Here is a 19219-nt window from a genome sequence, read left to right as displayed (position 1 = left end):
GTAGGCGCTCTAGAGTGGCTGCGCTAGAGTGGGCGGCGCGTCGGAGTCGAGTGGTCGACCCGGGCGAGGCCGATGGAGGGAGGCGGGGCGATGGGTGCGGATGAGCGCAGGGACCGACGCTCCGAGATCGTCGCCGCGGCGTACCGGCTCTTCGCCGCGCACGGCTACGAGCGCACCAGCACCGCGCAGATCTGCCGGTCCGCAGCCGTCTCGTCGGGCACCTTCTTCCACTACTTCCCCACCAAGGCCGCGGTGCTGGTCGCGGTGCTCGAGGACGGCCTCGCCCACACCCGCGAGGCCCTGGACCGGATCCGCCAGGCCGCGGCCGACGACGCGATCGGTGCCCTCGACCAGTGGTGCGAGCACGTCCTCGCCGAGGCGTCCGACCCGGACCTGGCCGGGTTCGTCGCCGTCCTCGGCGGTCTGCCCGAGGACGCCCGGGTGACCGCGGTCCTCACCGCCGAGACCGACCTCGTCCGGGAGACCCTGACCGAGCTGGTGGCCGCCGGTCAGAGGCAGGGGACGGTCCGCGGTGACCTCCCGCCGCAGCGGCTCGCGGTGTGGCTCGCCATCGTCGCCGACGGCGTCCTGCAGCACGCCGTCGACCAGCCCGCCGTCCCGGTGGAGGAGCTGCGCCCGGAGATGGCCGACGTGCTGGCCCGGCTGGTCCGACCTCGCTGAGTGCGCTCCGGCCGGACCCGAGCGGGCCCGGCAGGGGCGGACGCGGACGCCCTGGTCAGCGCCCGATCCGGTACCGGCGCACCACTGCCGCAGGGCTCCGCCCGACGCACCGGGTGCTCTAGGAGCGCGGGGTCACGCGGAGCAGCTCGTCGTCGCTGCCGTTGGAGGTGGTGACCAGCAGCGCGCCGTCGGCGGCCTGGGTCACCGAGCGCAGACGTCCGTGCTCGGTCAGCACCTCGGGGACCCGGGCCTCGCCCACCTCCCCGTCGTCGAGGGGGAGGAAGAGCATCTGCTGGGCCTTGAGCGTGGCCACCGCCAGCCCGCCGGCGTAGCCGCCCCACTCCGCACCCTCGACCAGGGTCATCCCCGACGTGGCCAGCGTCGGGTCCCCGGAGCTCCAGGCCGCGGCCACCTGGTCGCCGTCGAGGTCGTCGTCGGTCATCGGCACCGACTCGTCGTACCCGCCACCGCCGCCGGCCGGCACCGGGTCCCAGCCGTAGTCACCGCCGGCCTCGAGCCGGTTCACCTCGTCGTCGACGTCGGGTCCGTGCTCGGCGGACCACACGGTGCCGTCGACCACGGCCAGGCCCTGCACGTTGCGGTGCCCGTAGGTCCAGACCAGCTGGGTGGCGGCGTCGTCGGAGTCGGCGAAGGGGTTGTCGGGCAGGGGGTCGCCGGTACCGGCGTCGGCGCGCAGCACCTTGCCGTTGAGGCTGGTCAGGTCGCGGGGGTTGGTGCCCACGGCGGCGTCGCCGGTGCCCACGAAGAGCTCGCCGTCGGGGCTGACCTCCATCCGGCAGCCGCCGTGCCGGCCGGTGGTGGACTCGATCCCGGTGATCAGGGCGTCGCCCTCGGTGGCCTGCGTCCGGTCCTCGTCCAGGGTCCACTCCACCACCCGGACGTCGGTCGCGCCGCCGTCGCTGTGACCGTGGCAGGTGAGGAAGCGGTCCTCGTCGGAGGGGTCCACCACGATCGACATCAGCCCGGTCTCCCCGCTGGACCAGAGCCCCGACGGCCCACCGGAGAGCTCGCGCCGCTGGTCGCCGTCGAGGAGCAGGATGCGTCCGCTCTCCTTCTCCGTCACCAGCAACCCACCGCCGGCCAGCTCGTCGACGTCCCACGGCAGGGTGAGGTCGTCGGCCAGCACCTCGACCTCGAGCTCGGGGAAGCCCTCGGGCGTCGGCTCCGCGGTGGGGGTGGCGCTCGGGGTCGAGGGACCGGTCGCGCCGGCCGTCGGGGTGGCGCTGGAGGGTGCCGGGGTCGGGGCGGCGGGCGCGGGCGGATCGTCGGCGGGGGTGGTTCCCGATCCGGAGCACGCGCTCAGCGTCAGCAGCACCAGCAGGGACGTCGAGACGGCGGCAGCTCTCACGGCTCCACTCTGACAACCCCGGCCAAGCGGGGTGCCAGAGCCTGGAGGCCAGCGGCTACGGTTCCGGCATGGGTGTGCGACGGGCGACGGTGGCGGTGCTGGGGCTCGGCCCGGCCGGGCGCGCCCTGACGCACCGCCTCGCCGCCCGCGGGGTGGACGTGGTGGCGGTCGACCCGTCGCCGGACCGTCGCTGGACCCCCACCTACGCCGCCTGGGTCGACGAGCTCCCGTCCTGGTTGCCGGCCGAGGTGCTGGACACCCGGTTCCGGCCGCGGGTCTGGGCCCGCCGCGAGCGCGAGCTGACCCGCGACTACGCGGTGCTGAGCACCGGCGGGCTGCAGGACGTCCTGGACCTCTCCGGCGCGAGCGTGCTGCCCCAGCTCGTCCGGCGGGTCAGCGGCCGCACCGTCTGGCTCTCCGACGGCAGCCAGGTGGTGGCCGAGCACGTGGTGGACGCCCGAGGCGCCGGCCTGCACCCGGACCGGGCGCAGCAGACCGCCGTCGGGGTGGTGGTGCCGCGGCAGCGGGCCGAGGAGGTGCTCGGCGGGCCCTGGCTGATGGACTGGCGGCGCGACCACGACACCCCACCGGAGGCCCCGCCCACCTTCCTCTACGCCGTCCCGCTCTCCGAGCAGGACACCCTGCTGGAGGAGACCTGCCTGGTCGGACGTCCGGCGCTGGGGATGCGCGAGCTCCGTCGCCGGCTGGAGTCGCGACTGGCCGGGCGCGGGCTCACCCTGTCCGGCTTCGAGCGCACCGAGCACGTCCGCTTCTCCGTGGAGGCCGACCCGGCCGACCAGGTGCGCGGCGGACCCGTGCTGTTCGGGTCCCGGGGCGGGCTGATGCACCCGGGGACCGGCTACAGCGTGGCCGTGTCGTTGCGCGAGGTGGACCGTCTGGTCGACGCGGTGGCCGCCGGTCGCGACCCAGGTCGGGCCCTCTGGCCGCCGGCGGCCCGGGTGACCCACCGGCTCCGCCAGGCCGGTCTGCGGACCCTGCTCTCGCTGCCCCCCGAGGGCACCCTGGCCTTCTTCGACGCCTTCTTCGACCTGCCGGTGGAGCTCCAGCGCGGCTACCTCTCCCACCGGGACGCACCGCAGAGCACCATGGCCGCGATGCTGGTGATGGCCCGCCACCTGCCCCCGCGGCTGACCGCGACGGCCGTCCGGTCCACCGTCGCCGAGCTGGGCGCCACGCTCAGAAGCGGTCACTGAGCCCGACGGCCCGGCGTCACGGGCGGCGCCGTCGGGCTGGGTGACCGGTTCTGGGGGTCGTCGGTGCGGCTGAGCCGTCTCAGCCGAGGCGGTCCAGCAGGGGTGCGAGGTGGGGGACGGCGTCACGGGCCAGCAGCACGCCGAGGATGCCGACCACCCACGACAGCGTCCCCGCGCTGTGCCGGGCGATCCAGTCCCGCAACCGCTGCATCGCCGGGTCCCACCGGCGTCCGCCGGCCAGCCGCAGCACCAGCAGCACCAGGGCCGGGAGCACCATCACCAGCACGTAGCCGCCGAGCAGGCCGCTCGAAGTCCATGCGCCGAGACCCGAGCCGACCAGCAGCGCGATCGCGCCGAGGTAGGGCAGCATCGTCGCGGCCTCGGCCAGCCCGGCGCCCAGGGCGAGGCCGACCATGGTGCCCGGACGGTCCGCGGCCGCCTCGATCCGACGCTGCCAGCGGGGCTCGCCGGTCGGCGGCAGACCCCTCCGCTCCCGGCGGCGGGCCGCCGCCCTGGGCTCGATCCTGAAGGCCAGCACCACCAGGCCGACACCCAGCGCGAGCTGGACGGCGTAGGCGGCAGGGGTCTCCAGTGCCGCGCCCAGCCGCGGCAGCAGGGTGGTGGCCCCGGCCATCAGCAGCAGCCCGACCGCGAGGTAGAACACCGCGATGGTGGCCAGGTAGAGCAGCACCAGGCCCGGGTGGACCCGCGGTCGCAGCAGCAGCACCACCGGGACGACGAGGGTGCCGATGCTGGTGCTGTCCACCAGCGCGAGGCCGGCCAGCACGCCGAGACCGAGCAGGTCCATGACCACTCCTTTAGTAACACGATCGTGCTAGAACGGTAGCAGAACGATCGTGCGACAAAAAGCGGTGGAGGTGGCAGCATGGGCGCGTGCCCAGGATCGTCGACCACGAGCAGCGCCGCCGCGACATCGCCCGGGCGGTCTGGCGGCTGCTCGAGCGGGACGGTCTGCGGGGCGCGTCCGTGCGGGCGGTGGTGGCGGAGTCGGGCCTGTCCTCGGGGGCGATCCGGCACTACTTCAGCACCCAGGACGACCTGCTGCGCTTCGCCGGCCGGATCATCCGGGACGAGGTGCCGGACCGGTTGCTCGGCGTCCTGAAGGAGCCAGGACCCGACCCGCAGGAGCGGGCCTGCCGGCTGCTGGAGGAGCTGGTCCCGCTGGACGACCGGCGCCGGACCGAGCTGCTGGTCGCCGTGGCCCTGGCCGAGCTGGAGCGGACCTCACCCGGGCAGGACCGGGAGTTCATCGACGCCAGCCACGCCGGCCTGCGGGTGCTGACGCGCCTGGCCGTGCTGGTGCTCGTGGGACGGGCGGTCGAGCTGACCCCGGTCGACCCCCTCGAGCCGGGGCTGGAGGAGGCCGCCGCCCGGCTGCACCTGCTGGCCGACGGCGTCTGCGCCCAGCACCTCTTCTACCCCGGGGTGCTCACCCCCGAGGACCTGCGTGCGTCCTTGCGCGACGGCGTCGAGCAGGTGGGCGCCGCCCTGGGCGTGCGGCCGACCGACTGAACGGCGAGGCCGGTCCGACCCGGGGCCGGTCAGAGCAGGCGGGTGGTGAAGATCGTGCGGCCGTGGACGTCGTCGGGCTCCACCCGGTCGGTCTCGACGAAGCCGACCTTGGCCAGCACCCGGCGCGAGGCCGTGTTCCACTCCCGCACCGTCGCCCACAGGCGCACGTGCCCCGACGTCCTCGCCCAGTCGAGCACCGCGAGCGAGGCCTCGGTCGCGTAGCCCTGCCCCCACTCCCGGCGGAGCAGCTCGAAGGCCAGCTCGGGCTCGTCCTCGGCGCCACGGCCGCTGTCGACCAGACCGCAGTAGCCGATCACCTCACCGCCGGTCCTCCGCTCGACCGCCAGCAACCCGGTGCGGCCAGGCGGGTGGGTGCGGATCCACTCCTCGAGGTCCTCGAGCGTGGGGTGCCCGTCGGCGTCGATGCGACGGTGCGGAGGCACCCGGGGGTCGCGTTCCAGCCAGAGCTCGCGCTGGACGGCGGCGTCCTCGACCCGCCAGGGCCTGAGCAGCAGCCGGTCGGTCCGCAGCACGACCTCGTCGGTACCCGGGTCCGCACCCTCACCGTCGATCGCGGGGTCCGCCGACCCGTCGCTCACCGGAGCCCTCGCGTCGCCGGTGGCCGGCTCAGAGCTGGACCAGGCGGGTCTCGAAGGCCAGCAGCACCAGCCCGACCCGGTCCCGGCACTCCAGCTTGGCCAGCAGCCGTCCGATGTGGGTCTTGACGGTGCCCTCGGCCATGAAGAGGGTCCGGGCGATCTCGGAGTTGGTGGCCCCGCCGGCGATCTCGACCAGCACCTCGCGCTCCCGCTCGGTCAGCAGCGCCAGCCGCGGGTCCGGGCCGCGGTCGCGGGGGGAGGCGGGCAGGGTCGGGACCACGTGCTCGAGCAGCCGGCGGGTGACGCTGGGTGACATCACGGCGTCACCGGCGGCCACGTCGCGGACGGCCGAGAGCAGCTCCTCGGGGCGGGCGTCCTTGAGCAGGAACCCGCTGGCCCCGGCCTTGAGCGCGGCGAAGACGTACTCGTCCATGTCGAAGGTGGTCAGCACCAGGACCTTGGTGGGGTTGCCGGAGTGCACCAGCCGGTGGGTGGCCTCGACGCCGTCCATCACCGGCATCCGGATGTCCATCAGCACCACGTCGGCGGGCGCGGTGGACAGCGCCCGCACCGCCTGAGCCCCGTCGGAGGCCTCTCCGACCACCTCCATGTCGTCCTCGGCCTCGATCAGCATGCGGAAGCCGCCGCGGACCAGGGACTGGTCGTCGACGAGGAAGACGCGGGTGGGGGTCACGGGCGACCTCTTTCGGGACGGGGTGCGGGCACAGCCGGCAGCACCTGGGTGGGTTCGAGCTCGGGGGCGAGCTGGACGGTGGGTTCGGCGTCGTCGTCCCGGTGCCCACCGGAGCGGTGCCCACCGGAGCGGTGCGCACCCGAGCGGTGGTCGCCGGAGCGAGATCCACCGGACCGGTGGTCGTCGGGGCGCGGGTCGGGGAGGGGCACGGTCGGCTGGACGTCGACGGCCACGGTGGTCTCGTCCGCGGACCGGTCGCGCCGGGAGCGGGGCAGTGCCGCCTGCTCCGGCGGCTCGGTGGCCGTGGGCTGCAGGGACACCCCGCGCCACCGCGGCAGGGCGGCGGCCTCGCGTGCCCCGGCGGCCTCGCGGGCCACGTCGGCCTCGCGCTCACCCCAGGACCGACGCTGCTCGGCGGGAGCCGCCACCCGCGGCAGCGCCGTGGCGTCCTCCGTGGCGGCGCTGCGGCCGTCCCGCGGGCGTGGTGCGTGCCGGTCGGAGGACCCTGCCGGCGCCGGGCGCTGGGGCCGCACCGGTGCGGGGGCCTGTCCCGACCCCGGTGAACCGGCTGCGTCCGCGGCCCAGGACCCACGGCGATCAGGCGTCCCGGTGGCCGGGGCCGGACGCGGCCCCGCCGGTCCGCCGGACTGCGGCCCGGCCGGGTCGCGTCTCGGGGTGCCCAGTGCCGGGTGAACCGGCTCCCAGGGACGGGCGCTCGCGTCGGCGGGTCGGCTCCCGGGGGCGTGCCCGTCGTACGACCCCTCGGGGCCCGGACGCCGGGTGGCTGCCGGACCGACCTGCCGGGACCCGTGGCCGTCGTCGCGCTGGGGGGCGCTCGCCCCGGAGCCGTACGGGCGGCCGGGGTGGCGGTCGTTCCCGGGCGGCAGCGCGGGGGAGGGGCTGGGACGCGGGCGCGTGGCGGGGGCGGTGGCCCAGGCCGGTCGCGGCGGGATGCCGTCGCCGCGGGTGGGCACGGGGCGGGTCTCGGGGGCGGAGGGGCGTGGGGCGATCGGGAAGGTGGCCCGGATCTCGAACCCGCCCTCGCGTCGCGGCCGGGCCAGCAGACGTCCCCCGACCAGCTGGACCCGCTCGTTCATCCCGCGCAGCCCGTTGCCCTGACCGTCGGAGGTGGTGCCGGACCCGCGTCCGTCGTCGAGCACCCGCAGCTCGAGGGTGCCGGGGTGGGTGCAGTCGAGCAGCACCGTGGCCCGGGCGTCGGGCCCGCCGTGCTTGAGCATGTTGGTCAGCGCCTCCTGCACCACGCGGTAGACGCTCAGGCCCAGGGTCTGGGCCACGACGGGCACCTGACCGCGGATCTCGAGCCGGGCGCGGTCGGTGGTGCGGGCCACCAGGTCGGGCAGGTCGGCCAGCCCGGGGGCCGGCTTGTAGTCCGCCGCCCCGCGCTCGGGCCCGTTCCGCAGCACCCCGACGATCCGCCGCATCTCCGTCAGCGACTCCCGGGAGGTCTCGGCGATGGTGTCCAGGACGTCCGCGGCGAGCTCGGGCTTCTTGGCCGCCAGGGCCCGTCCGCCCTCGGCCTGCACCACGATCACCGACAGCGAGTGGGCCACGATGTCGTGCAGCTCGCGGGCGATCCGGTTCCGCTCGTTCACCTCCGCGGCGCGCGCCCGCTGCTCGCTGGCGGCCAGCTGCATCCGCAGGGTGACCTCGGCGGCCACCTTGCGGTCGTCGCTGGAGCGGACCGCCTCGTAGCGGCGGCGTCCGATCACGTAGGCGGTCAGCACGGTGACCAGGCAGGTGAAGCAGTAGACCAGCAGGTCCGGGGAGTCGACCTGCAGGTTGGCCCCGAAGCGGGTCCAGGCCATCGGGCCCAGCACCGAGCCGACCACGCCTATGATCACCGACAGCCGGGCGGCGTTCGGCGGCTCGATCCAGCGGGCCACCTGGTAGATCACGAAGGGGACCACCACCACCGAGAACTGGATGTCCCCCAGGGGCAGCTGCATCAGCGCCCCGGCCGTGCTGCCGTACAGCATCAGCATCGGGTAGTGGCGGCGGACGATGAGGGGCAGCGCGATCAGGGCGGCCAGCACGCCCGGGACGCCGCTGGTGGTGAGCCCGGCGACCGCGCACAGGATGAAGGCCACCAGGGTGATCACCAGGTCGCGGGACCACGCGTTCTCCGGGGCCGGCTCGCGGGGGGGCTGCAGGGGGTGGAACTGCTGCAGCTCCACCATGGCGCACCCCTTCTGTCTCGTCCGTCCGTGCGCCGACCAGCCTAGGTGCCCGACGCGCCCCCGACGTGGGCCCAGGGTCCCGACCGGCTCGCCAGGTCCGCGACCACGGTCACACCGCGGCCGGCGCGCCGCCCACGCGCCAGTCGGTGCCGTAGCCGCAGAACAGCCCGGCGTCGGGGACGTCGCAGGAGGCGCGGAGGAGGGCCTCGGCGCTGTCGGACCCGGCGGCGAGCTCGGCGTGGTAGCGCGTCATCAGCTCCTGCGCGACGTCGTCGCGGACCGGGGCGACGGCCGCCACCACGGTGCGGACCCCGCAGGCGATCAGCGCGGCGGCCAGACCCAGCGACTCCTCACCCGGCCGCACCCGGGCCCGTCCGACGTCGCAGGAGGACAGCACCACGTGCCCGGCGCCGACGCCGACCCGCTCGAACTCGTGGGCGAACAGCGGTCCGTCGGCCACCAGCACAGAGGAGAACAGCGGGCTCTGGTCGTGGTGGCTGCCGTGGGCGGCCACGTGCACCACGGTGTCGGAGCGCAGCGCCGCGGTCAGGGCGGCGCCGACCGCCCGGTCCCCGGTCAGGGCCTTCCCGCCCGGCCAGCACGCCGCCACCGCCCGCGCCTCGTCGGCCGCCCGCTCGAGGGCGGGACCGGCGACGGCGGTGAGGGACGTCCGCGGCTCCGGGGTCCGGGTGGCGGCCCGAGCCGCGCCGGCGTCGAGCCCGCGGAGCCAGCCGGTCGCCGACGGGGAGACCGTGACCGGGCGCCCCAGCAGGCAGGGGAGCTGCCGCCAGGCGAGCGAGGCCGTCACCCGGGTGGGGACCACGACCACCCGCCCCGTCCCCGGCAGGGCCGGGGAGAGGAGCGCGTCCAGCCGGGAGGTGGCGCGCTGCTGGGACCGCTCCACCACCTCCCGCAGCCGCGGGTCGGCGAGGGCCGCCAGGGCGGTGCGTCCTGCAGCCAGCCGGGAGGCCAGCTCGAGGACGTCCGCGGCGTCGGCCAGGTCGTGCAGGCGCGTCGACCGCGGGGTGACGGTGACCGCCCGCAGCCGTCCACCCCAGCTGAGGAAGCTGACCAGCCCGGCGTCCCGGCCGGCCAGGGCGGGGCCGAGGGCGCTCACGGAGGTGGGGTGGACGGCGGCGTCGGGCACGTCCTCCTGCGCCGCCGCCAGCATCCAGCCCCGTTCCCGCACCGCCCGCTCGAGCCGGGCCAGCTCGCGGACCAGCGGCTGGCGGCTGGTCTCGTCGCCGGCCTCGCGCAGCTCGGCGCCGGTGCGGCGCATGGCCGCGACCAGGTCGTCGGTGGTGGGGTCCCCGCTCGGCACCACCCAGCGGCCCCGGGTGGACAGCCCCCGCCACCGCTCGGTCGCCCGGAGGACGGCCGCCGCGGACCCCGTGCCCAGGGCGAGCCCGACGTCCAGCTCGGCCAGCCGGCGCCCGTGCAGGGCGATCGCGGTCCGGCTGTCCAGCCCCGCCGACCGGCGCTGCTCCGAGGCCAGCACCGCGGCGGCGCCGCGCAACCGGGCCAGCGCGGCCTCGGGGTCGGCGGCGGCCAGCGCGACGGTGGTCCGGGCCAGCGCCAGCTGCAGCCGCTGGGGCAGGGTCGCCGCACCCACCCGCCGGGGCAGCACCGCGCGAGCGGCGGCCACGTCACCGGCCCGGGCCGCGGACTCCGCCGCCAGCAGCGACGCCTCCAGCCCCACCCCGGCAGCCCGGGCCGAGCCCTCGGCCAGCGCCAGCGCCTGCCGCGCCACCGGCCCCGGACGTCCACCACCGGCGAGCTCGGCTCCCAGCCGCAGCAGCTCCGCCCGGGTCCGCCACGAGTCCTCGCCGAGCCGCGCGAAGGACCGCCGGGCGGCGAGCGCGTGCGTCCGGGCGCGGGCGTGGTCGCCCAGCAGCAGCGAGCGCCGCGCCCGCTCCAGCGAGATCTCCCCGACGTCGTGGGCCAGCCCGGCCGCCCGGGCCTCCTGCTCGGCCTGCACCAGCAGCTCCTCGGCGGCGTCGAGCTGGCCGGCCTCCAGCAGCACCCGCGCCCGGTCCAGGTCGGCTCCCGAGGAGGTGAGGTCGGGACTGCGGCGGCGGGCCCGCGCCATCAGGGTCAGCGCCTCGGGCAGCTCGCCCCGCAGGAAGGACAACCGGCCCAGGTTGTGCAGGGCGGCGGCGGCCAGGTCGTCGATGCCGTGCTCCTCGGCCAGCCGGACGGCCGCCTGCAGCCGGTCCCGGCTGGCGCGGTGGCGACCGAGCAGCTGCAGCGCCAACCCGCTGTTGAGCTCCACCACGCATCGGGCGCGCGGGCTCAGACCGGGGGCGGACGGGTCGACTCCCTGGAGCCCGGCCAGCGCGGCCGCCCAGTCCCCGGTGCGGCCGTGCAGCCCCGAGCGCTGGATGGCGGCCAGCGCCCGGACGGCCCCGAGCCCCGCGGCGTCGGCGAGCTCCTCTGCCCGGGTCAGCAGCGCGAAGGCCTCGGCCCGCCGCCCCGTCTCGAACCGGGTCAGCGCCGACGTGATCAGCACCCGGCAACGGGTCTCCAGCGCCGCGACGTCGCCCTCGTCCGGGCCGAGCGCACGCAGGGCCCGGTCCAGCAGCCGGCCGGCCAGCGCCGGACGTCCGCGCGCGTTGGCCAGCACCGCCTCGTCGACCAGGGCGGCGACCTCCGCCGGGGACGGGCGCTGCCCGCGGACGGAGGTCGTCACCTCAGAGCTCGACGTGCCGGGTGACCACGGGCCGCCGGGTGGCGTCGGCGGGGGTGAACAGCAGCTGCACCACGCCCCGGGCCACCGGCGCGACCACGAACCGCCCGTGCTCGTCGACGGGGACGGGGTCACCGCTCGGGGCCCCCGACCGCAGCACCCGCACGTCGGCGCCCGGACCGCTGAACCCCGTCCCGGTCAGCCAGCCGTCCACCCGGACGCCCTCGTCGTGGACGGTGAGGGTGACCAGCACCGACAGGTCGCCGGCGACGAAGCTGATCGTCTCGGTCCGGGCCTGGTGCGGCCCCCGCAGCGCGGCGGTCCCCGCACCCTCCGCGACGATCTCGGCCACCTCGGCGTGCAGGGCCCGGACGCTGAGGCGGAAGCGGATCTCGCGGGTCAGCCCCGCGGGCACCGGGTCGTGGACGTCGGCCGCCCGGGCCAGCGCCGCCAGCAGGTCCAGGTCGCCGGCGTCGAGGGGCTCGTCCTCGGGGAAGGGCCGGTCCGTGCGGCTCATGCGGCACCTCCGGGGACGTCGGCCCAGCGCTCGTCGCCGGCCAGCGCGGTGCGGAGCCTGGCCAGACAGCGACCCCGGGTGGGGCCGATGCTGCCGACCGGCATCCCCAGCGCGGCGGCCACCCGGGCGTAGTCGGGGCGCTCGGCGAAGGCGATCACCCGCAGCAGCGCCCGGCACCGCGGCGGCAGGGCCTGGACGTGCTGCCAGAGCAGCCGCAGCTGGTCACCGGTCTCGACCTGCTGGTCCGGGTGCGGGGCCTCGTCCGGTCGGGTCTCGTCCGGCTCGACGGCCGGGAGCGTGGTCCGGGCGACCCGCCAGCTCTCCCGCCGCACGGTGCTGAGCAGCCAGCCCAGCACCGCCTGCGGGTCGGCCACCGAGTCGGCGTGCTCGACCAGCCGCAGCCAGGCGGTCTGGACGACGTCCTGGGCGGCGCGCTCGTCCAGCCCCGCGCCCCGGGCGGTGTGCCACAGCAGCCCGGTGAGCAGCTCGACCAGCTCGTCCATCTGGGCCACGTCCCCCTCGCGGTAGCCGGCGAAGGCGCGTCCGGCCCGGTCGGGCAGCCCCTCCCCGGCCCGCGGCCGACCCGGGAGCGTGGTCATCGCCGGACCTCCCGGGCGGCCAGCACGGTGGCCACGGCCCGGGCCCCGCGGGCCACCATGGTGGCCGGGTCGGTGCCGACCGGGTCCTCGTCGACGGCGATGGCGGCGGCCAGGTCGCCGGCGACGAAGGGGGCGGCGAAGGACGTCCCGCTCCACACCGCGAACCCGGAGCGGTGGGTGTCGGGGTCGACGCCGGTCCGGGGCAGCGGGTCGTCGCGGTCGACGTGGACGCCCGCGGTCAGCGCCCCGCTGAGGGTGACCGGCACCGTGCTCACCACCTGGGCGCCGGGGGCGTGGGTGCTGATCCAGCTCCCGTTGTTGGAGAACAGGGCGACGCTGCGGCCGTCGGGGTTGAGGGCCCCGACGCTGGTCAGCGGGACGCCGTCGGTGAGCGCGGGCGCCAGCGCGGCGGGGAAGAAGGGGGTGCTGGTGGCGTCGTTGCCGGCGGCCGCGACCACCGCGGTGCCGGAGCGGGCGGCCAGCTGCAGCAGGGCCAGCAGCGGCCCGTCGTCCAGGGCGTCGGCCGGGTCCTCGTGGTAGTAGCCGAGGGACAACCCGATCACGTCCACCACCCCCTCGGAGTCGCCACGCGCCTGGGCGTCCAGGTGCTGGGCCAGCAGCACGGTCAGGGCGTGCAGCAGGTCGCCCTCGGAGGCGGCGCCGTCGGCGGGCATCACCGGGACGGCCCACAGCTCGGCCTGCGGGCAGCGCTGCCGGACGACCCCGGCGATGAAGGTGCCGTGGCCGGACTGGCGGTCCAGCATGCCCCCGACCGCGTCGGCCACCACCCCCGACAGCTCCGGGTCGCCGACCCCGCTGACGCTGATGCCGACCGGGATGCCGCCGACCTCGACCACCTCCCGGACGCCCTCGCCGTCGCGGAACCACGGGTGCTCCCCGACCCCGGTGTCCAGCAGGACCACCACCGGTGGACGCTTCACCGCCGGCGCGGTGGTCCGCGGGTCGGCACCGTTCCAGGAGACCGGGACGCGGGTGCCGTAGCCGGGGCTGCCGTAGGGGGAGGGGGTGGGGCTGACGCCGCCCCAGATGCCTCCGACCCCGCCCCAGATCCCACCGACCCCGCCCCAGATCCCACCGACCCCGCCCCAGATGCCGCCGACGCCGTTCCAGGTCTCGGAGCAGGCGGTGAGCAGGTGGTCCAGGTGGATGTGGCGGGCGAGCTCGGGGGCCTGCGCGCGGGCGGCGGCGAGCAGGGCCCAGGCGTCCGGTGGGGCGGTGCGGCCGTCGGCGGGCGTGCTCAGCAGCAGCCGGGTGCTGGTGGCCTCGGCCAGCAGGCGTCCGCCCTCGGTCTGCAGCAGCTGGCGGGCGACGACGCGGTCGCGCCGGTCCACCGACACCTCGACCGGGACGCCGAGGCCGGCGGCGACCTCCCCCAGCAGGGCCACCGCGTCGGCGGTGCGGGTGTCCTCGGCGGCTCCCCGGACCAGCAGCCGGTCGGCGAGGTAGACCGTCGGGGCCGGGGTGCGGCCGGTGCGGACGGCGGTCAGCGGATCGAGCACCCGCGCGCCGAACCGGGTCAGGAGGGCGGGCGCGACCACAGGGGGCGTCGGCGGGAGCGACGGCTGCGCGAGCGACGAGGTGGGCATGGGCGGACTTCCTGTCACGGCGGGCCGGCCCGGCGGAGGTCCGCTGGCGCTCAGCGTAGTGAGCGGTGCCCGCGTTGAGAAGGAGTCGGTGACGACCCTGGTGATACGTGGTCGACGGGATGTATCACCGGGAGGCCGGGCGGCTTCCTCCCCGGTGTCGGCAACCACGGGGGGTGCCACGGCACGGAGGAGCAGGAGATGACGGAGCAGGGAGCAGAGAGCCAGGCACGGTCGAGGATCCGACCGGTCAAGGAGCGGGTGGAGGACGCGCTGATCCTCCGGCCCGGCGTGGTCGGGGTGGACATCGCGGAGAAGCAGACCGGGGGCGAGCCGACCGGGCAGCTGAGCATCGTGGTCTTCGTCGAGCAGAAGCTGCCGGCCGGGGACGTGCCGGCGGAGCAGCTGGTGCCGGACGAGATCGACGGCATCCCCACCGACGTGCAGGAGCTCGAGATCGAGCTGCAGCCGGGGTCGATGAAGGTGCTGGCCGGGGATGAGCCGCTGCTGGACCCTGCGGTCTACCCGACCATGGTGGGCGGCATCTCGATGGGGCCCCAGCGCACCATCTACCTCGCGCCGCCGGACGTCCCCTCCCCGGGGAACTACGTGTTCAGCGGCACCCTGGGGGCCATGGTCCGGGACCGGGCCAGCGGCGCCACGATGGCCCTGACCAACTTCCACGTCGCCTGCGTGGACACCACCTGGTCCGTCGGTGACGTCATGGTGCAGCCGTCGCGGGCCGACGACGACGCCAACGACGACCCGTTCGGCACCCTCGCCCGGGCCCAGCTCACCGACACGGTCGACGGCGCGGTGGTCCGGCTCGACGCCGGTCAGGCCTGGGACGCGACGGTGACCGGCATCGGGGCGGTGGCCGGTCGGGCCACGGCGACGGTGGGGATGGCGGTGCAGAAGCGCGGCCGGACCACCGAGCACACCTTCGGGTCGGTGGTTTCGACCGACTTCACCCTCCAGGTCGACTACGGCAACGGCATCGGGGTGCGGACCTTCCGCCACCAGCTGAGGATCGCCCCCGACACGACGCGCTCACCGCGCTTCTCCGACCGGGGTGACTCCGGGTCGGTGGTGATGGACACCGCCCGCAACGTGGTCGGGCTGCTGTTCGCCGGCTCGCGCGACGGCTCCTTCACCTTCGCCAACCCCATCCAGATGGCCCTGGACGCCCTCGGGGTGGACCTGATCACGGGTCCGGTGGTGACGGGCAGCCGGATGGTGATCTGCCAGCCGTCGCGGATCAAGATCTTCTGCGGGGGCCCGCTGATCAGCCGGCAGGTCGTGTGCGTGACGCGGGCGGTCTGGTGCCCGACCCGGACGGTGATCACGTGCCCGCCGCCCACCCGGCGCCCGATCTGCTGGGACCAGGAGTGGCCCTTCGACCCGCCCGGTCCCTTCGGTCCGGGTCAGGGCGCTCCCTCGGCGGGGGACGCGGTCGCCGCGTCGGGCGTCCCGGCCGGGGCGTCGGCGGCGGAGCTCGAGGCCTACTGGGCCGGCTACCTGACGGCGCTGGAGGAGGCGGTCGCCGCCGAGCAGCAGGGCGAGCAGGCATGAGGACGGCACCGGTCCTGCTCCGCGACGCGGTGGCCCTCGGCCTGGCCGATCCCGCCGAGGTGCTGGCGGGGCGGACGGTGCTGGTCCCGCAGTGGCGTTCCAACCGGGTCCACCGGCTGGAGGGGGCGGGATCGGTGCTGGCCTACGTCAAGCAGCCCGGACCGGCGTCGGTGCTCGACGGCGACGACACGGTCGCGGTCGAGCGGGCGGCGTGGGAGGCGCTGCGGGGCCGGGTGCTGCTGCCCCGGGTCCTCGGTGGACCCGACGCGGTGGGTGGCGCCGGGCAGGGGGAGACGTCGGTGGTGGTCCGGGGGGACGCCGACGGCTCCACGGGAGGTGCGGTGACGGCGTCTCGGGGGGACGCCGTCACCGGCACACCGGGTGCGGCGGCGGGTGCGGGGGTCCGGGGGGAGCCCGTCGCCGACGACGCCCCTCCGGGGTGGACGGGCACGGTGGTTCGGGGGGACGCCGTCGCCCGTGGGGTCCCGGATGGGGAGGTGGGCGCGGTGGTTCGGGGGGACTCCGCCGCCCACCAGGTCCCGGGCGGGGACGCGGTCTGGACCGCGCCCCTGCCCGGGGTCCAGCTGGACCGGCTGCTCGGGGACCCGGTCCGGCTGAGTGTGGCCTCGACGGCCCTGGGACGGGAGCTGGCCCGGCTGCACGCGGTCCCGGCGGCTCCTGGCACGGGGCCGGCCCGGCTGCCCTGGCCGCTGCACCCGGAGCGGCCGCTGCCCTCGATGGCCGGGGCGCCGGAGGGTTCACCCGCCGCCGACGTGCTGGCCGCGGTGCGTGAGCCGGCTCTGGCCGCCGCGCTGGCCGGGGCGGCACGGGCGTGGCGCCGAGGGGTGTGGGTGCACGGAGACCTCACCGCGGCCAACGTCCTCCACGACGGGGACCGGGTGGGGCTGCTCGACTGGGAGGCCGGCGGGGCCGGGGACCCGGACTGGGACGTGGTCTGCGCGGCCGCGGTGCTGCACGAGCTGGGCGGTGCCCCGTCGGTGCAGCGCTTCCTCGCCTCCTACGCCGAGGCCGGTGGCCCGGGTCGGGTCGCCGCCCCGCTGGCCTGCGTCCACTCGGTGGTGACGGCGTGGCAGCTGGCCGTGCAGGTGGAGCACCTGGCGCCGTCGGGCCGTGGCGGTGAGCCCTCGGGGCGCGCCGACGAGGGGTCCCGCGATGGGCTGGACCAGGACGTCGCGACCCGGCTGGGTCGGGCCCGTCGGCTGGCCGGGCTGTCGGGGGTCCGGCCGTGACCGGGGCCGGGGTGGCGTCCTTCTCGCCCGCGCACGCCGCCGACGTCCTCGCCGCGGCCCGGGTCTGGACCGGTGTGCGGCACGCCGACGTCCCCGCCGACGAGCTGTACCGGTGCTGGTACGCCGCCCCCGCCGCCGTCGCGGCCTGGGACCCGTGGTGGCCGCCGCTGGGCCGCCTGCTCCGGGCGGGGCACGCCGGCAGCCGGAGCTGGACCGGGCCCGTCCGGGTGGCCCGGGTGGGCCTGGCCGGCACGGTGGTGACCAGGAGCGCGTCAGGGGACGTCCGCGCCCACTGCCGCGGTGACTACGTCGGGACGCTCGGCGCCGGACGGGATCCGGTCGCGGGGCTCGACGTCCGGGTGCTGCGCCGCGGTGGTGCCCACCAGGTCGACGGCTGGTGGCGCACCTGGGGCGGCGGGTGGTCGAGCACACCGGGACCGCGGCTCAGCCGTCTCTACCTGGCCCCGCGGACCGACTCGGTGGTCGAGCTGGTGGCCCTGCTCACCCGGTGGCTGGTGGACCTGGAACGGCCCTGGATGCTCAAGTGCGTGGCCGAGCCGGACCTGCTCGGACGTCCGGACGCGGTGGTGGTCTACCTGCCCGACGACGAGCGGGAGTCGTTGTGGGCGGCGGTGGCCCGGGACGTGGCGGGGTCGACCCGTCCCGTCCGGGTGCCGCTGACCGCCCCGCTCGGTCCGGGCGTCGGCTGGGCGCACGAGCCCGGGAACGGCACCAGCTTCGGGGAGACACGCTGCCGGTTGCTGGCGGCCGCTCTCTCCGCCTGGGAGGCCACCGGCGCCGGGCCGGCCGTCGAGGCGGACCCGGACCTGCTGCTGGAGCACGTCGCCGGCCAGCTCCGACACCACGGGGTCGACCCGGCCGCCCCGCACGCCAGGACCGAGGGGTCGGGGCTTCCGGAGGACGCGAGCCCGGGAGCAGGGGGAGGAACCCGGCTGGCGGGGGACGCCGCCCGCACGAGCGGGGACGCAACCCGCAGTGCGGACGCAGCGGGCACGAGCGGGGGCGGAACCCGCAGCGGGGACGCAGCGGGCACGAGCGGGGGCAGAACCCGCAGCGGGGACGCAGCCGGCACGAGCGGGGACGCAGCCGGCACGAGCGGGGACGCAGCCGGCACGAGCGGGGACGCAGCCGGCACGAGCGAGGACGCAGCCCGCACGAGCGAGGACGCAGCCCGCACGAGCGAGGGCGCAGGACCACACCGTCAGAAGGAGGAGTCGTGAGCGAGATCCAGGTGGCCACGCCGCCGTGGTCGGGGCAGCAGGCGGCGACCGCCGTCGATGTGCTGACGCGGCCGGGCGTTGCTGGAACCGTAAGCGAGGGGCTGCCGGGTGTGGTGGCCGTCGCGGATGAGGTGGCCCGCCTGGACCGGGTCGTCGAGCGGGTGGTGGACGCGCTGCTGGGGGGCGCCATCACCACCGGCCAGGACGTCGGCTGGCCGACGTGGGAGCTGTCGCCGGAGGGACGTCCCACCACCGTCAGGGCCGGCCACCCGGCCCTCTACGACGGGGACGCCGGCGTCGCCTGGGCCCTGGCCGAGCTCGGGACCCTGACCGGCCGCGCGGAGGCGGTGGAGCTGGCCGGACGAGCGATCCGGGGCGCCGTGGGCCGCAGCCCGGGAGGAACGGACGTGCTCGTCGGTCGGACCGGGCTCGAGCTGGCCTCCCGCGTGGTCGCCGCCCGCGTCGGGTCGGCCGGCACCTCCGGCTCCCGTGGGACCGGCTCCGCACCGTCCCGCCTCACCACGGGCGGGGGCATGCTCGCGCCCGGGTGGGACGGCGACCTCGACGTCGGTGGGACGGGGCACGACCTGACCGGTGGTCTAGCTGGCCTCCTGCTGGCGCTACCCCCGGACGAGCACGGCGCACGTCGTGCCGCGGACCTGCTCGACGCCCTGGCAGCCGGCACCCGACGTGAGCCGGTCGGCTGCTGCTGGCCCGACGTCGCCGACACCGCCCCTGGTGCACGGCCGGGACGTCCCCTGTGCGGGCTGGCCCACGGGGCGAGCGGGGTGGTGCTGGCCCTGGTCGAGACCGCACGCCGCTTCCCGCCGCTGGCCGCGGACGCCCTGGCCCTGGCCGACGACGCCCTGGCCTGGGAGGCCGCCTGGTTCGACCCGGTGGGCGGCGGCTGGCCGGACCTGCGCGACGGCGACATCTCCGCCGCCGCGCCGCTGTGGTGCCACGGCGCCGCGGGCATCGGGCTGGTCCGGCTGGTGCTGCTGGCCGGCTCCCCGGCCGGTGCCCCGTGGCCGATCGAGACCGTCGCCGCCGACGCCGAGGTGGCCGTGGCCGCCGCACAGCGGGCCGTGCAGCAGGCGCTGACCGGTGTCGCCGAGCACGGCTGGGACGCCGCACCCGGCGGCCTGACCCTCTGCCACGGGTTGGGTGGACCGCTGGAGCTGCTGCTGGAGGCGTCCAGGGTGTGGGGTGACGCCGAGCTGCTCGCCACCACGCGCACCGCCGCCCTCACCCTGGCCGAGCGGCTGCCCGAGGACCCCTGGGAGTGGCCCGGCGGCCTGCGCGAGGCGGAGGGGGTGGCCGGTCTCTTCGTCGGGTTCGCCGGTGCCGCTCTGACGCTGGCGCGGATCGCCCACCCGGAGGCGGGGGTGGTGGGCGCCGCCCTGCTCGGGCTCGAGGTGGGGGTCCTGACCGGCGCTGGGTGAGCGGGGGCACACTGGCGAGC

Annotated in this window: 16 protein-coding genes; 7 read left to right on the top strand and 9 right to left on the bottom strand. The window is 76.7% G+C overall.

Going from position 1 to position 19219, the window contains the following annotated elements; all coding sequences use genetic code 11:
- The first annotated feature begins 90 nt into the window (after positions 1 to 90).
- Positions 91 to 681 (top strand): TetR/AcrR family transcriptional regulator, encoded by a 591-nt coding sequence (locus BLT52_RS03340; RefSeq protein ID WP_172803981.1) that lies wholly within the window; start codon positions 91 to 93, stop codon positions 679 to 681.
- Between the two features lie 118 nt (positions 682 to 799).
- Here BLT52_RS03340 and BLT52_RS03335 read toward each other — a convergent pair whose 3' ends face one another.
- Positions 800 to 2050: a PQQ-dependent sugar dehydrogenase gene (locus BLT52_RS03335; RefSeq protein ID WP_090590618.1), complete on the bottom strand. Its 1251-nt coding sequence runs from the start codon at positions 2048 to 2050 to the stop codon at positions 800 to 802.
- Positions 2051 to 2118: 68 nt separating this feature from the next.
- Here BLT52_RS03335 and BLT52_RS03330 point away from each other — a divergent pair, with 68 nt between their 5' ends.
- A complete protein-coding gene (locus BLT52_RS03330) occupies positions 2119 to 3264 on the top strand; it encodes a lycopene cyclase family protein (RefSeq protein WP_231946485.1) in 1146 nt (381 codons plus the stop codon).
- Between the two features lie 79 nt (positions 3265 to 3343).
- Here the strand turns inward: BLT52_RS03330 and BLT52_RS03325 are convergent, their stop codons facing one another.
- Positions 3344 to 4072, bottom strand: a complete 729-nt coding sequence (locus BLT52_RS03325; protein WP_090590615.1) for a GAP family protein — start codon at positions 4070 to 4072, stop codon at positions 3344 to 3346.
- Between the two features lie 86 nt (positions 4073 to 4158).
- Between BLT52_RS03325 and BLT52_RS03320 the strand changes: the two genes are divergently transcribed.
- Positions 4159 to 4797, top strand: a complete 639-nt coding sequence (locus BLT52_RS03320; RefSeq protein WP_090590614.1) for a TetR/AcrR family transcriptional regulator — start codon at positions 4159 to 4161, stop codon at positions 4795 to 4797.
- A gap of 29 nt (positions 4798 to 4826) precedes the next feature.
- Here BLT52_RS03320 and BLT52_RS03315 read toward each other — a convergent pair whose 3' ends face one another.
- From BLT52_RS03315 to BLT52_RS03285, 7 genes are all read right to left on the bottom strand, one after another.
- Positions 4827 to 5396, bottom strand: coding sequence for a GNAT family N-acetyltransferase (locus BLT52_RS03315; protein WP_231946484.1), 570 nt, complete (start codon positions 5394 to 5396; stop codon positions 4827 to 4829).
- 28 nt (positions 5397 to 5424) lie between these two features.
- The gene (locus BLT52_RS03310) at positions 5425 to 6090 is read right to left on the bottom strand and encodes a response regulator (RefSeq protein ID WP_090590611.1); all 666 of its coding nucleotides are present in this window, start codon (positions 6088 to 6090) and stop codon (positions 5425 to 5427) included.
- A complete protein-coding gene (locus BLT52_RS03305) occupies positions 6087 to 8288 on the bottom strand; it encodes a sensor histidine kinase (RefSeq protein WP_090590609.1) in 2202 nt (733 codons plus the stop codon). The genes BLT52_RS03310 and BLT52_RS03305 overlap by 4 nt, the downstream gene beginning before the upstream one ends.
- Before the next feature lie 109 nt (positions 8289 to 8397).
- Positions 8398 to 10977: a CHAT domain-containing protein gene (locus tag BLT52_RS03300; RefSeq protein WP_090590607.1), complete on the bottom strand. Its 2580-nt coding sequence runs from the start codon at positions 10975 to 10977 to the stop codon at positions 8398 to 8400.
- A gap of 1 nt (position 10978) precedes the next feature.
- Positions 10979 to 11491 carry a hypothetical protein gene (locus BLT52_RS21015; protein ID WP_090590605.1) on the bottom strand — a complete coding sequence of 171 codons (513 nt, stop codon included), beginning with the start codon at positions 11489 to 11491 and terminating at the stop codon, positions 10979 to 10981.
- The gene (locus tag BLT52_RS03290; RefSeq protein WP_090590603.1) at positions 11488 to 12090 is read right to left on the bottom strand and encodes an RNA polymerase sigma factor; all 603 of its coding nucleotides are present in this window, start codon (positions 12088 to 12090) and stop codon (positions 11488 to 11490) included. The genes BLT52_RS21015 and BLT52_RS03290 overlap by 4 nt, the downstream gene beginning before the upstream one ends.
- The gene (locus BLT52_RS03285) at positions 12087 to 13697 is read right to left on the bottom strand and encodes a S8/S53 family peptidase (RefSeq protein ID WP_157676949.1); all 1611 of its coding nucleotides are present in this window, start codon (positions 13695 to 13697) and stop codon (positions 12087 to 12089) included. Before BLT52_RS03285 ends, BLT52_RS03290 begins: the two co-directional genes overlap by 4 nt.
- Before the next feature lie 198 nt (positions 13698 to 13895).
- Between BLT52_RS03285 and BLT52_RS03280 the strand changes: the two genes are divergently transcribed.
- From BLT52_RS03280 to BLT52_RS03265, 4 genes are read left to right on the top strand one after another with little or no spacing between them, the layout of a single operon-like run.
- Positions 13896 to 15266, top strand: a complete 1371-nt coding sequence (locus BLT52_RS03280) for a chymotrypsin family serine protease (protein ID WP_197679173.1) — start codon at positions 13896 to 13898, stop codon at positions 15264 to 15266.
- Positions 15263 to 16516 carry an aminoglycoside phosphotransferase family protein gene (locus tag BLT52_RS03275; protein WP_090590599.1) on the top strand — a complete coding sequence of 418 codons (1254 nt, stop codon included), beginning with the start codon at positions 15263 to 15265 and terminating at the stop codon, positions 16514 to 16516. Before BLT52_RS03280 ends, BLT52_RS03275 begins: the two co-directional genes overlap by 4 nt.
- Positions 16513 to 17757: a T3SS effector HopA1 family protein gene (locus tag BLT52_RS03270; protein ID WP_090590596.1), complete on the top strand. Its 1245-nt coding sequence runs from the start codon at positions 16513 to 16515 to the stop codon at positions 17755 to 17757. The genes BLT52_RS03275 and BLT52_RS03270 overlap by 4 nt, the downstream gene beginning before the upstream one ends.
- Complete coding sequence (locus BLT52_RS03265; RefSeq protein ID WP_157676948.1) at positions 17754 to 19199, top strand: lanthionine synthetase LanC family protein; 1446 nt, start codon at positions 17754 to 17756, stop codon at positions 19197 to 19199. The genes BLT52_RS03270 and BLT52_RS03265 overlap by 4 nt, the downstream gene beginning before the upstream one ends.
- The last annotated feature ends 20 nt before the right edge of the window (positions 19200 to 19219 follow it).

The organism is Auraticoccus monumenti (assembly GCF_900101785.1).
Taxonomy (GTDB): domain Bacteria; phylum Actinomycetota; class Actinomycetes; order Propionibacteriales; family Propionibacteriaceae; genus Auraticoccus; species Auraticoccus monumenti.
The sequence above is the reverse complement of the archived record's forward strand: the minus strand, read 5'-3'. Positions and strand labels throughout refer to the sequence as shown.

Excerpts from the sequence above, each read along its gene's own strand:
- BLT52_RS03340 (WP_172803981.1), top strand. The coding sequence starts at position 91 with ATGGGTGCGGATGAGCGCAGGGACCGACGCTCCGAGATCGTCGCCGCG.
- BLT52_RS03330 (WP_231946485.1), top strand. The coding sequence starts at position 2,119 with ATGGGTGTGCGACGGGCGACGGTGGCGGTGCTGGGGCTCGGCCCGGCC.
- BLT52_RS03325 (WP_090590615.1), bottom strand. The coding sequence starts at position 4,072 with ATGGACCTGCTCGGTCTCGGCGTGCTGGCCGGCCTCGCGCTGGTGGAC.
- BLT52_RS03305 (WP_090590609.1), bottom strand. The coding sequence starts at position 8,288 with ATGGTGGAGCTGCAGCAGTTCCACCCCCTGCAGCCCCCCCGCGAGCCG.
- BLT52_RS21015 (WP_090590605.1), bottom strand. The coding sequence starts at position 11,491 with ATGAGCCGCACGGACCGGCCCTTCCCCGAGGACGAGCCCCTCGACGCC.
- BLT52_RS03290 (WP_090590603.1), bottom strand. The coding sequence starts at position 12,090 with ATGACCACGCTCCCGGGTCGGCCGCGGGCCGGGGAGGGGCTGCCCGAC.
- BLT52_RS03285 (WP_157676949.1), bottom strand. The coding sequence starts at position 13,697 with ATGCCCACCTCGTCGCTCGCGCAGCCGTCGCTCCCGCCGACGCCCCCT.
- BLT52_RS03280 (WP_197679173.1), top strand. The coding sequence starts at position 13,896 with ATGACGGAGCAGGGAGCAGAGAGCCAGGCACGGTCGAGGATCCGACCG.
- BLT52_RS03275 (WP_090590599.1), top strand. The coding sequence starts at position 15,263 with ATGAGGACGGCACCGGTCCTGCTCCGCGACGCGGTGGCCCTCGGCCTG.